The following is a 12,636-nucleotide window of genomic DNA, read 5'->3' as shown; positions in this document are numbered from 1 at the left end:
TTAAACTCGGTTGAGTATTCATAAGTATTGCGGATCCGCGCCGATACATTGTGTTAAATTATAAAGATATTATTGCCCGACCATTATCATATAATTCCGTTTTGACATCGAGATAATGTACGGGAAATATACGAGACATGTTTCGTTTTATCCGAGGAGGAGTCTCAATTGAATGAGTCGTCGCAACGAATTGTTATTCATGCGGCATACGGTAGATATACGAATATTCTCGTGTTTCCGGTATTGATTGCAGCAACAGCGATTCCGCTTATGCACCATCATACGTTTATCGGTGGATTGATTGTCGGGTGTGCGTCATCGGTAATCATATTTTTCGTTATGCACGCGATATGGCAAGAGATACGTTTCTTGAGTGATGGTATTCAATTTTCGTCCAAATTTTACGATATACATGACATTGAGGAGATTAAATTGTCTCAAAGAAAGTTTACTATTGTTACTACTACAGGAGATCAAGCTCGTATGCATCTTTGGGAGGATAGGGATAGTATCAAGAGAGCGATTCTGGGATGGGCACAACAACATCACATCCACGTCGTTAATGAATGAATTTTGCATCGCGAAGGTTTATCAATAATTTTATGTAAACTCGATAAACAAATTCAGCGGATGCAGGGTTCAACCCACTCCGGAAAGCATATCGTTAACTGACCGAGAATCTCACCCCAGTTCTCGCTCGTCTGCTTCTTTGTACCCTCCATGGTTGCCAAGTAGAGCATTTTCGTCAGGAATTCGTCCGTTGCGAAGACGCTCTTTCCTTTCGTCATCGTACCTACGAAGTTGTCTATGGTAGCTTTCAATCAGATTGGTTGTATAAATCCGACGCATTCCCGGAGGTTACGAGTTCATCCCAGTTTGTGCGCCAGGACCGAGTAACACGTGCTATTTGCTTCCCAGGTCCCTTCAGACTTGTCCAGTTCTGCTAAGGTAGCGTTTTCCGGACTCGCTTTATAAATGGGCTTGTAGTGACACGTGTCCCGTGTCAACGAGATAGTCAGCGCGCATTGCTCCCTTGTACATTTTGGCGGTTACAATGCTCACCGTAGGAGATGGAAGGGTTGCGGTGACGAACACGGACGGACAATTTTCATATACAACCTCGATTCCATCAGCAGGAACTTATAATGTGACTTTCTTGGATTACAATATTCCATCGCAACCGATGAAGATAGTGGTAAGGTAATTCGGTGTTTGGTGCCATGTTTTCGAGGCGCCTTTTGTCTATGATTTTCGGAGGTGATCCGGTGAACGGAACTAGGATTAGCGCCACGATAGCTTCCGTCCTTTTCGTCATTGCCGTCGTGTTTGGAACACTGTACTCACTTGAGCGTCACCATGAATCTGTCAGGCGGCAGGAGCTATGGAATGTAGTCGTGGCGGAAATGAACATGGCATCTTACGACATAGGTCGATACGGTACGTCCGATGCGGTGGTTCCTGTTGCAACAGCGGCTGAAAGTCTGGAACAAGTTGTTCAAAGAGGACTCTCTGAATCAAGGCGCCCCGACAGCCAACGCATTAGAATACGCGGCTCACATTTTTGAACATCCCAAGGCGTTCTCGGATCAACAACGGTCAGATGCGAAAACGTACGTCTTGCGTGTGAACGCATTGGTTCAATTTCACGTTTCTCAAGGGAATTTTAAGATTTCTAACAATTCGTATTTAGACTAACTGAACAAGCTCATTGATTCGCCGATGAAAGAGGGTTCGCATTTGTTTTCAGCAAACTAAGTTTTGTTCGCATGTTAGGGTGAACACTGTAAGACTCAACAAGTGGCAAAAAGCGCACTTCTCTCAAAACGCCCTTCCGCCGCTCGAAGCATTTCGATCGAAAATTCCGTGATGATGCCGTTCCGGCACTTCCCTTTACTTACCTTTATTGAAATCTAATGATTCTTGTAATATGGTTTTACAATATCAAATACGTGTATTTGAGGGATATCTGAAGTTCGAGGAGGTTCAAGGATGAACGAAGATAACAATCTTCGCAAAGGACTTGGCTTCTGGTCACTTACCGCTGCTGCGTTAAGCAGCGTGATTGGCTCAGGATGGCTGTTCGGTGCTTGGAAGGCGGCCCAACTCGCAGGACCCGAATCCATAGTGGGTTGGATCGTCGGAGGAATCGCGATGATGCTGGTCGGTATTGTATTCGCGGAACTGGGCATGGTCAAGCCGGAGTCAGGCGGGCTCGTGCGCTATCCGAAGTATTCCAACGGTTCTCTTGTGGCATCGATTATCGGACTGGCATTATGGCTTGGTTATGTTGCAAACCCGCCGACGGAAGCGTCGGGTGTCGTTCAATATTTGAGTCAATTTCACGCACTGAGCGGATTGTACAACGCCACCTCCGGAAACTTGACGGCTTCCGGCATTGGGGCGGCGATTGTGCTCATGCTTATCTTCGTATGTGTAAACTACTTTGGTGTTCAATTATTCGCTCGAGTCAATACCTTCATTACGGCGATCAAGTTCATTGTGCCAACCGTCACGGTCGTCGCCCTATTGGTACACGGTTTTCATGCGAGCCATTTTACCGATCCCAAACTTGGCGGATTCGCACCAAAAGGCTGGGGAGCAGGGCTTAGTGCGATTGCCACGGCAGGCATCGTTTTTGCGTACACAGGTTTCCGCAATGCTGTCGATCTTTCGGGTGAAGCAAAAAACCCCAGAAGAAACGTGCCATTGGCGCTTATTACAACGTTGATCGTCGCCATTGTGCTTTACATCTTGCTTGAAATCGTATTCATTGGCGCAACACCAAACAGTGACCTCACACACGGTTGGGCTGGTGTCAATTTCAACTCGCCGTTTGTGGATATCGCCATGTCGGTAAACCTCATGTGGCTGTATTGGATGCTCATGGCAGACGCCGCCATCTCGCCGTCTGGCTCCAGTTTTGCGTACACAGCCGCGAATTCTAGAAATGTGTACGCGTTGGCTAAAAATCGTCTGCTCCCCAGATTTTTCGCGCACATCAACCCGAAATACGGCGTTCCGACAAGAGGACTCTTTTTAAACTTTGTCGTCGGTTTGTTGTTTTTGATCCCGCTGAAGAGCTGGTACGGTATCATTTCTTTAACGGGCGCACTCGCAGTGTACACGTTCTGTGCCGGTTCCGTATCCGCCATCGTGTTCCGTAAGATGGGATTGTCCAGGGGCAATACCATTAAAGGCATGAATGTCATCGCGCCGCTCGCCTTTGTCGTGGCCACGCTTATCATCTACTGGAGCGGCTGGGGAACACTGTGGAAGACAGGGATTATCCTGCTTATCTGTCTCGCAATTTATGTCGTGACCTATTTCTTCAACAAAGAAGAGAACGTGGAATTGCGCGGCGGACTTTGGATCGTAGTCTATCTTGCAGTGGTCTTGTTCTTATCCAGCATCGGCGGCAAGACATTTGGCGGTACAGGCTGGATCCCGGAACCCTATGCGTCGATACTCGTTGCACTGGTATCACTCGCGATTTTTTACGTCGGGGTTGGCAGCGGCGTTTGGTATATGAAGAAAACAAGGCATTTCGAGCAATTAGAGTGGGGCGAATCATAAACTTTCAATGCCCTGGCATTCGCAAAACTGCATAGAGAGTGGAGAGAGCCCAATGTGTGAAATTTTGTACGTTAGAGCGAGCAATGCGTTCTATTTGGCTGATGTTTTGCCTATCGCAAGTCAGATTGAACACTATGGTATAGCCGGATTTGGCTGGGGGGTCGCTTGGGTTACACCGGCGGCGGAACTGAGGCATTTTCGCTCAGCAGGAAGGCTTGAAACAGAATACGAACACCAGATGAGGCTCGCCAAAGAGCAGGCGATGGCTGTGTTGTTCCATTTAAGACGACCGTCATTTTTGAGTACGCTTCAAGTTCGTAATTCACAGCCCTATCTTGAGCCGGGCAAATTTGCGTTCGCTCACAATGGGTATTTGGAAAACCATAAGGCGTATCGTGAAACCTTTTCCGGTGAATTCCAAGGCGAATCCGACAGTGAGGTAGGGTTTTTGCTGTATCGAAAATACCTCGAAACTTTACCGCCGGTTGAGGCTTTGACCAAGGCTGTCGACGACTCGATGGGCAGCGGCGAAGCCAATGTGGTGATTCTGAATGCGGACGGCAGCGCAGTTGCACTGGGCAGAAACACCAAGAAAAACCCGCTTCATCAATTCGAGGGAAACGGTTGGACAGGCATTGTGACAGAACTGCATAGCCCAGATGGCTCACTATTCAGGATGTTTCCGTGGATGACGAGCGTTTCGACCATTACGGAGGCTGTGGAGATCAACAAGGCGTTGTCCGTCAGTCCTGTCTTATCCAACTAATGCGCCGTTCGGGCGGCGCTCCCCCTTGTGCAGGAATTACGAAAAATTTCACACACATCCGTCGAAATTTTACGCTGTTTTCACCATCCCTTAACATGAACTATGTACCCTGAACGAGTTCGGTTCAATCGACGGAAGCATCTTTCAGAGCGTCTCTCTGCGACGCGGGAGTCGCCTACACAAAATCCAACAGTATAACGAGATGATCACTCAATGAATGAAGTTCCAGTAATTCTTGCTCACAGAGGATGGTCGAAACGCTATCCGGAGAACACCATGTTGGCGTTTCAACAGGCATTGACGCTGCCCATTGACGGTCTCGAACTCGACGTGCAACTTTCTGATGACGGCGTGCCGGTGATCATGCACGATGAGACGGTGGATCGCACCACGGACGGTGCAGGCCCCGTTCGGTCCTTCTCCGCGGCGGAGCTGGGAAAGTTAAACGCCGCTTGCCTTTGGAAGGAGCAGGGGGTACCTGCTTGCCCCGTGCCCGCGTTGTCAGACGTCCTGGCTTGGACGAGTGCCGAACATCCAGACGTGCTCATCAACTTGGAATTGAAAGTGTTCGACGATCACGTCGTTCCCTTGGTCAACGCCGTGGTTCGTTGTGTGGACCAGTTTCCGAATGTGCGCGATCAAATTCTCTTTTCTTCGTTTCACCACGACTGCTTGTCGGCTTTGACGAAGGTGCTGCCCGCCGCCAGACTCGGTTTCCTCTACGGTCCGCCGGTGGCGAAGCCGCACGAAGTGTTTCGGGCGCACGCCGGGCATTGGGTCAATCTTCGCCACGACTGGACTGACGGCGAAACCATCGCTGCCTGCCATTCGGCGGGGGCAACATGCTGTGTATGGACGGTGGATGATCCGGATCTCATTCGAAAATTCCTCGATCTCGGCGCGGATGTCATCATCACCAACGTTCCGGACGTCGCGCACTTGGTTCGAGATCAGTGGCTAGCTGAGCGCAGCGCAGGCGGGGTCTGACACCTGCGCTCTCGGATCGACACCCAAGCTGCCTTTGTTGGGGCGTGATCGCTGAAGTGATCACGCCCTACTGCACACCTTCGACCTAAGCTTCTCGCTTTTCCTGCGCCTGGGTGTTCACGATCTCCACCCTGTTCGACGATGGGTATCGGATACTGAGTCCCGTCAACAACACATTCAAAAGCAAAATTCCGGAAAGCACGAGAAAAAAGGCGCGAACGCCAGAGGAAGCAACCACGGATGTTTCCAACAGAGGACCCAAACTGGCTCCAATGAACGTGAAGAAAGCGTAGACGGCCGTGGCGCTTCCTCGCGCCTCATGCCCGAGCTGTCCAACGAGTGTAATGATTCCGGGTACGGCCGAAGACAGGCCAAACACAAAGACGACGCTTGAGAACGTAAGAAGACCAAGCGAATGGGACGCCGCTTCCATGACAAGGCCCAAGCAGGCAACCAACAGGCCGCCCATGAATACCCTTTTGCCGCCGTAGTGCCGGATGACATAGCCCGCGACGAGCGACAACACAATCCCCGGGGCGCCTAGAAGTTGGACTTCAATTAGTTGGCTCGTATCACTTCTATAACTCGTTGACAATAAATCGTCCAAGCCTGAATACATCCCGATGAAACTAAGCAGTACGGGTACAGTGGCCACCCAGGCAAGCGTCAGTGGAATATGCCTGAAGAGCCGGAATGTACGAATGTACGTTGAAGCGATGGATGTTTGCGTGGACGGGCGGGTGCCTTTCGGAAGAAGGAAGGCAACGCCAGCACCGAGCAACGCGTACGCGCCGGCCAGCCACAGAAACGCCGCGTGCCATCCCCAGCTTGCCGACATCAAGCTGCCGTAAATTTGCCCGCCTATGCTGGCGAGAAGGAACCCGCAGCTGACGACCGATGTTGCGATGGCGCGGTATCTCGGTGCGAGGACGTCGCCGATGTACGCGATCGCGACGGCAGGAAAGGACGCCGCAACCGCGCCTTCAAGCACCCTGAAGACAATCAAGAGCGCAAGCGACGGGCTGACGGCAACAAGCCCCGTCGTCACCGCAAGCATGAACAATCCGAGATAGAGGATCCTCACCCTCCTGACCCTGTCGGAAAGCGTTCCCCAAAATACGTTTCCAATCGCATACGCGAAACCATAGGCGCTGCTGGTCCAATCCGCCATATTCATCGTCACGTGGAACTCGCTTTGCCACATCGGTATGAAAGGGATTGGAAGATACACGAGCATAAGAATTAGGATGGAACATAGCCCAAGAACAGTAATGACTCGTACAAAATTGTCGCGTTCAACCTTGTCAGTCATCGTGAATCGGTCACCCACCTTGCATGGAAGTTCACCCGTTGAAGCGCTCGATCCGCACGGTGAGACCGAAGTGAGACCGAACCGGATCAACAGGCGGCAGGTGTATTATCGGTCGATCACGACGGCAACAGATAGTCGATTCCTTTCAGATGATTGCCTAATCCTCCAGCGTCGATTGTAAAAATGAATCACAGTGTTTATGATGCAACTAGCCCCGTTCATGAAGGAGGGATCCGCTTGAGCGCCGCTGATCGCGCGTTACATGACACCGAGCAGAAGCGAGAGGAACTGGTCGAGCTCATTGACCGATTGTGTGGGCAGGACGGCATTCACAGCACAGCCATACCGTCGCTTCAGCTGATTCGGAGATCGCATACCACATTGCCTATTCATACCGTGGATGAGCCGTCGCTGTGCATCGTGGTCCAGGGGAAAAAAGTGAAAATGTTGGCTGGCGAAAGTTACATGTATGGCCCATCCGACTACCTGGTGATCTCAGTCGACTTGCCGATTTCCGGAGAGGTGGTTGAGGCTTCTCCAGAGGCGCCATACCTGTGTCTGCGCATGGAAATCGATCCTCAGCAGGTCATCGACTTGATTCGAGCAACGGATGTCACGTCCAAGGCAGCGGGGGATACGCGCAGAGGGCTCTTTGTCAGCAAGACGAGCCAGCCCTTATTGGATGCCGCGGTTCGGCTTGTTCGGCTATTGGAGACGCCTCGAGATATCCCAGTGCTTGCGCCGCTGTTCACCCGTGAGATGTTGTATCGCGTCCTGCTTGAAAACCAAGGGGAGTCGTTGCGGCAGATCGCGATTGCCGGGAGCAATTCGAACCGTATCGCGGAGGTGATCCGCAAAATCAAGAGGGACTATGCGCAGCCCCTGCGAATTGAAGAGTTGGCTACGTTGGCGCACATGAGCCCTTCGTCGCTGCACCGCCACTTCAAGGACGTCACAGCGATGAGCCCATTGCAATATCAGAAAAGTCTGCGGCTGCAGGAAGCGCGTCGCCTTTTGCTGTCGCAAGCGATAGATGCCGCTGAAGTCGCCTATCGCGTCGGGTACGACAGCCCTTCGCAGTTCAGCCGCGAATACGCGCGCCTTTTCGGACTGCCGCCAATCAGTGACATCAAGCGGCTTCGCATGACGCTGCTGGCGGCAAACACGTAAATGGGAGATCGGTGTGGATCGATCACGTCGCGTTTTCACCCGAACTCGTTGGTGCTACCAATTGAGCCTCGCAACTCTTGAATATCCAACATCGGCGGCCGCCCATACATACGGGCATATTCCCGGCTGAACTGGGATGGGCTCTCATAGCCCACGCGGAAGGCGGCTTCCGAGGCTTGAACGTTTTCCACAAGCATCAAACGTCTCGCTTCTTGCAAACGGACAGTTTTCTGGTATTGCAGTGGACTCATTGCGGTTACACGCTTGAAATGCTTGTAGAACGCCGACGTGCTTAGGTTCACGGACTCCGCAAGCTCCTCGATCGCGATTCGACGGTCGAATTGTCGATTGATCAATTGAATCGCTTGAGCGATTTTGTGCGCATGACTTCCGATGATGGCAAATTGGCGGATGAGTGCGCCTTGTTCGCCTTGAAGCACTCGATAGAGAATCTCGCGAACAACGAGCGGCGCGAGAATCGGAACATCCTCCGGCGCGTTGAGCAGTTCCATGAGCCGAACGAGGGATTCGAGCAACGGGATCGACATTTTGTTAACGGTTATCCCGCGGCAAGCCTCTGCCGGAGCACAATGCGCATGGTTCATCTCTTGAACGATATCCAAAATGACATCGGTGTCAAAGTTGAGTTTTAAGCTTAAATACGGGACACTGGGTGAAGCTTCCACAATTCTTCCGCTGATGGGCAATTCTACGGAAGTGACCAGGTAACTCAGCGGATCGTACCTGTAGGTTTCTCCAGCTAGCGTGGCCACTTTCGCCCCTTGAGCCACGACGCAAATGGACGGCATATATACGGATTCCAGCGGCTCTGACAATCGTGTCGCACGCATCAATGTCAACGAGGGAAAGTGCGTCTGATGTGTGCCGTCTGACGGGGCATGGCGGCGTATCAAGGAGGCCAATTGCCGCAAGGCGTGCTCCATCCGCTGTGATTCAGATATCATATTCATCCGGCCAGCTCCCATCGAGGAAGTCTATTTCTTCCTCTCAGTATATGGCGGTGAAAGAGAATTAGGCAAGGATCGAACAGGATTGGTCTAACGGCGCGATACAGTCGCTTTCTATAATCAGCTTGCAAGGTCCAACTCGGGCGAATGACAGATCTGCCCAAACGACAGTGAAGGAGTGAAACAACGATGACGTTAGATGGGAAAGTTGCGATTGTGACTGGGGCGTCACGAGGAATTGGACGGCAAATCGCCATCCAATTGGCGAAATCCGGAGCGAGGGTGGCAGTCAATTATGCCTCGAGCCGTGAGCAAGCGGATGAGGTCGTAAAGACGATTGAGCAATTCGGCGGCGAAGCTGCGGCGATTCAAGCTGACGTCAGCAAGGTAAACGAAGTCGAAAGGCTGTTCTCCGAGACATTGACACGCTTCGGGCGTATCGACATTTTGGTGAATAATGCTGGCATCATGGAAAATTACGCGATCGCGGACGTCACCGAGGATGTATTCGACCGACATTTTGCCATCAATGTGAAAGGGACGTATTTTGCCTGCCAACAAGCTATGAAACATATGTCGCCAGGCGGAACGATCTTGAATTTCTCAACGTCTGTCTCCGGAGCCATGCTCCCGACATACAGCGTGTATGCTGCGACGAAGGGCGCGGTCGAACAGTTGACACGTCAACTGGCCAAAGAATTCGGTCCTAAGGACATCGTCATCAACTGCATCGCGCCAGGGCAAGTGGCGACCGAGTTGTTTCTGGGCGGCAAATCTCCGGAGTTGATCGACTCGTTTCGTAAAATGAACGCGTTCGGTCGGCTCGGTGAACCCGAGGATATCGCGAATGTGGTCGAATTGCTTGTGAGCGACAAAGCGCGCTGGATCACGGGACAGACGATACGTGTGAATGGCGGATTCATCTAAATCACCTTCGGACGAACGAGCTTTGGACGGGTGTTCACGGCCATGTGAACACCCGTCCGATTTTATTTTGATTGCAAAAACACCAGCCATAGACGTATGGTTGTGTCACAGTACAGAGAATCACTTCAATGGCTGAGGAGGATGATCATGGCACGCGTTTTATTCATTAACGCCGGTTCGGAAGGACATATCAATCCTACGCTTGGCGTGGTTCAAGAACTGGTCCGACGCGGCGAAGAAGTCGTTTACTTGACAGCGGAACCATTTCGACATCGAGTAGAGGCGACAGGCGCGAAGGTGCTCACGTACGATGCGGACAAATTCTTCAAGGCGTTCCTTGCCGGAGGGCGCAGCCCCTGGGGCCGTGTCGGAGGACTTTTGCGTGCAGCTGACGTCGTGATTCCAAGTGTGCTGGAGCAAACCCAAACCAGGGGAGAACAGTTTGATTACATCATTCACGACGCGATGTTTGGCAGCGGGCGTTTGCTGGCACAGATATTGGGGCTTCCGGCAATCAACTCATGTACAAGTTTCGTGGTGCAGCCAAGCAGTTTTCATGAAATGCAAGATCGCCTCTCGCGCACGTTCCCAGCAGAGGAGAACGAGCGTGCGAAGCAGGAGTATGAAGAGATCATCCGTAACGTGGAAGCGAAATACCACGTGCGTGTCGGTTCACCGTATGAAGTTTTCTTCAATCCTGCGCCACTGACCATCGTGTATACGTCGAGGGACTTTCAACCTGATGGCGAGCGCTTCGACGATTCATACAAGTTTGTCGGACCGTCCATCGCCACGCGTTCACAGGGTGAATTTGATTTTTCTCATGTAGATACAAGCAACCTCATTTACATATCGCTTGGTACGGTGTTCAATCGCGCGATCGAGTTTTACAAGCTCTGCATCGACGCGTTTGCGAACACGAAATATACAGTCATTCTATCTGTCGGGAGCCAAACCCAGATCACTGAACTGGGAGACATTCCGGAAAATTTCATTGTCCGCCACTATGTGCCGCAACTCGAAGTCCTGCGACACGCCAAGCTGTTTATCACGCACGGTGGAATGAACAGCACGAGTGAAGGGCTCTATTACGGGGTGCCGCTGGTGGTGCTTCCTCAATCCGCGGACCAGCCAATGATTGCCCAACGCGTCGCTGCCCTGGGCGCAGGAATCAATCTCGCTCGAGAAAACCTCACTGCGGCAACCCTCAGAGAATCGGCGGAACGCGTGTTAGGCGATCCGACGTTTAAAACTGCTTGTGACAGAATTGGAGAATCATTTCGTGCTGCGGGAGGATATCGACGCGCGGTCGATGAGATTTTCGCGTACAAGCACAGTTTGGGCATCATGAAATGAGTCCCTGCTCTCCCAGAATCGCAGCGACGACGTTTGGGGCTTACCAGATGCTCAGCGCGTCAGATGGGCGCTTCGGATAATTTCGACCACCATTGCTGCGCACGCAGAAGGCTGGTTCTGCAATCCTCGGTCGGATCGTGGTCCATCGGTTCGTGTTCGATGGTTATGATTCCGTCGTAGTCCATATCCTGCAATGCCTGCATGACACCGCGAATATCAACGATACCATCGCCAAGGGCGCACGTGTCGTGGCCGCCGACAGCGAGAATGTCCTTCAGGTGCACGTGGATCAGAACATCTCGAAGTTCGCGTGTTGCTCTTGCCGCGTCGTATCCGTGCGTCGCGAACCAGCCTGTATCGTTGGCTGAACCGATCCATGGGTAGAAAGGTTTGACCTTCTCGATCACCTCTTGCGGCTCTTTCTCCGGATGGTTCTCCAGTCCCACGCGAATGTTGTATCGGGTGCACAGTTCTTGAACGAGTTCGCCATTCGCCGGGTGGAAGCCTTGCGCGAGAACTTTCGCTCCAATGGCCTGTGCCGTTTCGAATACGCGTAAAGCATCCTCGCGCGACACCCCAGGCGTTCCAAATCCGGCCGTATACCCTATGATCTCGACGCCATACCGCTCAACAATGGACACCGCCTGGCCGATCATCGAGGGTGTTGCGCGAAACGGATCCAGATGCGCCACCCAGAGTTCAATGGCATCGAATCCAATATCGCGTATATCGGAGATGAGGGCTTCAAATTTGTCTTCGAAGCGCGCGCCATGGAACGCGTCCACGGTGGCAGTGTGGCAAATCCCCCAGTCGTGGGAAACCGTATTTGCTTGGTAACCAACTTCGCGTGCCACATAATTGGCGGTCATGCATGCAAATCTCATTCGATGCCCTCCTGAGCGCCGTGATCTTAAGCCCATTTTACCATGCTCCTCTCGTCTTGAGGCGCGAAATTCTGATGATTTCGGCAATAACCTGAGCTACAAATGAACAGAGTCCGATCCAAGCACCCACACTTGTAAGGTCTCGGTGACCTGTGTTAAGATGGATTGCGTTCGAAATGACATGCGAGTGGACGATGTTGCCAGCCGGCGTGATCGGATAAGACGCCGTTGAATGAGCGGGATACGCTTCCATGCGCGATATGTACATGACGTCAGGCATGGCGAATACGTTATAAATGGATTGCGCCAATTCGTGAACTATAGTATATTGTTCGTTGTCTCATGACATGGCTCGGTAGCTCAGTCGGTAGAGCAGAGGACTGAAAATCCTCGTGTCGGCGGTTCGATTCCGTCCCGAGCCACCATTGTGCGGAAGTGGCTCAGGGGTAGAGCATCGCCTTGCCAAGGCGAGGGTCGCGGGTTCGAATCCCGTCTTCCGCTCCAAGGATGCGAAAACGGATGCCTGCATGCGGAATACCAGTAGAACTGGGCTTTGCGGGTTTCCGGATTTCGCAACGTGGCGCCATAGCCAAGTGGTAAGGCAGAGGTCTGCAAAACCTTTACCGCCGGTTCGAATCCGGCTGGCGCCTCCAAGTGAAAAGCCACGCCAGACGCGGTTCCTGAGAGTTTTCA

General features: G+C 52.0%; 10 protein-coding genes, 3 tRNA genes and 1 pseudogene. 10 read left to right on the top strand and 4 right to left on the bottom strand.

Annotated elements, in window-relative coordinates:
- The first annotated feature begins 168 nt into the window (after positions 1 to 168).
- Positions 169 to 570 (top strand): hypothetical protein, encoded by a 402-nt coding sequence (locus AAC01S_RS07380; protein ID WP_067621037.1) that lies wholly within the window; start codon positions 169 to 171, stop codon positions 568 to 570.
- A 53-nt stretch (positions 571 to 623) separates the two neighbouring features.
- On the opposite strand, the pseudogene AAC01S_RS20360 reads toward AAC01S_RS07380, so the two are convergent.
- Positions 624 to 995, bottom strand: a pseudogene (locus tag AAC01S_RS20360) (transposase); the annotation flags it as partial.
- 994 nt (positions 996 to 1,989) lie between these two features.
- On the opposite strand from AAC01S_RS20360, the gene AAC01S_RS07365 reads away from it, so the two are divergent.
- The 3 genes from AAC01S_RS07365 to AAC01S_RS07355 all read left to right on the top strand — a co-directional run bounded on the left by AAC01S_RS07365 (position 1,990) and on the right by AAC01S_RS07355 (position 5,326).
- Positions 1,990 to 3,573, top strand: a complete 1,584-nt coding sequence (locus AAC01S_RS07365; RefSeq protein WP_067621032.1) for an APC family permease — start codon at positions 1,990 to 1,992, stop codon at positions 3,571 to 3,573.
- 52 nt (positions 3,574 to 3,625) lie between these two features.
- Entirely contained in the window at positions 3,626 to 4,339 is a 714-nt protein-coding gene (locus AAC01S_RS07360) for a class II glutamine amidotransferase (RefSeq protein WP_067621031.1), read from the top strand.
- 213 nt (positions 4,340 to 4,552) lie between these two features.
- Entirely contained in the window at positions 4,553 to 5,326 is a 774-nt protein-coding gene (locus AAC01S_RS07355) for a glycerophosphodiester phosphodiesterase (RefSeq protein WP_067621030.1), read from the top strand.
- An 85-nt stretch (positions 5,327 to 5,411) separates the two neighbouring features.
- On the opposite strand, the gene AAC01S_RS07350 is transcribed toward AAC01S_RS07355, so the two are convergent.
- On the bottom strand, positions 5,412 to 6,638 hold the full coding sequence (locus tag AAC01S_RS07350) for an MFS transporter (RefSeq protein ID WP_067621029.1): 1,227 nt from the start codon (positions 6,636 to 6,638) through the stop codon (positions 5,412 to 5,414).
- 231 nt (positions 6,639 to 6,869) lie between these two features.
- Here AAC01S_RS07350 and AAC01S_RS07345 point away from each other — a divergent pair, with 231 nt between their 5' ends.
- Positions 6,870 to 7,808: an AraC family transcriptional regulator gene (locus AAC01S_RS07345; protein ID WP_370670816.1), complete on the top strand. Its 939-nt coding sequence runs from the start codon at positions 6,870 to 6,872 to the stop codon at positions 7,806 to 7,808.
- A gap of 35 nt (positions 7,809 to 7,843) precedes the next feature.
- Here the strand turns inward: AAC01S_RS07345 and AAC01S_RS07340 are convergent, their stop codons facing one another.
- Complete coding sequence (locus AAC01S_RS07340) at positions 7,844 to 8,779, bottom strand: AraC family transcriptional regulator (RefSeq protein ID WP_067621025.1); 936 nt, start codon at positions 8,777 to 8,779, stop codon at positions 7,844 to 7,846.
- A 186-nt stretch (positions 8,780 to 8,965) separates the two neighbouring features.
- Here AAC01S_RS07340 and AAC01S_RS07335 point away from each other — a divergent pair, with 186 nt between their 5' ends.
- Positions 8,966 to 9,703 (top strand): SDR family oxidoreductase, encoded by a 738-nt coding sequence (locus AAC01S_RS07335; RefSeq protein ID WP_067621023.1) that lies wholly within the window; start codon positions 8,966 to 8,968, stop codon positions 9,701 to 9,703.
- Between the two features lie 147 nt (positions 9,704 to 9,850).
- On the top strand, positions 9,851 to 11,059 hold the full coding sequence (locus AAC01S_RS07330) for a macrolide family glycosyltransferase (RefSeq protein WP_067621021.1): 1,209 nt from the start codon (positions 9,851 to 9,853) through the stop codon (positions 11,057 to 11,059).
- A gap of 59 nt (positions 11,060 to 11,118) precedes the next feature.
- Here AAC01S_RS07330 and AAC01S_RS07325 read toward each other — a convergent pair whose 3' ends face one another.
- A complete protein-coding gene (locus AAC01S_RS07325) occupies positions 11,119 to 11,943 on the bottom strand; it encodes a sugar phosphate isomerase/epimerase family protein (RefSeq protein ID WP_067621020.1) in 825 nt (274 codons plus the stop codon).
- A gap of 349 nt (positions 11,944 to 12,292) precedes the next feature.
- Here AAC01S_RS07325 and AAC01S_RS07315 point away from each other — a divergent pair.
- From AAC01S_RS07315 to AAC01S_RS07305, 3 genes are all read left to right on the top strand, one after another.
- A tRNA-Phe gene (locus AAC01S_RS07315) sits at positions 12,293 to 12,368 on the top strand.
- 4 nt (positions 12,369 to 12,372) lie between these two features.
- Positions 12,373 to 12,447 (top strand) — tRNA-Gly (locus AAC01S_RS07310).
- A 75-nt stretch (positions 12,448 to 12,522) separates the two neighbouring features.
- Positions 12,523 to 12,596 (top strand) — tRNA-Cys (locus AAC01S_RS07305).
- The last annotated feature ends 40 nt before the right edge of the window (positions 12,597 to 12,636 follow it).

This window comes from Alicyclobacillus acidiphilus NBRC 100859, assembly GCF_001544355.1.
Classification (GTDB): Bacteria; Bacillota; Bacilli; order Alicyclobacillales; family Alicyclobacillaceae; genus Alicyclobacillus; species Alicyclobacillus acidiphilus.
The sequence above is the reverse complement of the archived record's forward strand: the minus strand, read 5'-3'. Positions and strand labels throughout refer to the sequence as shown.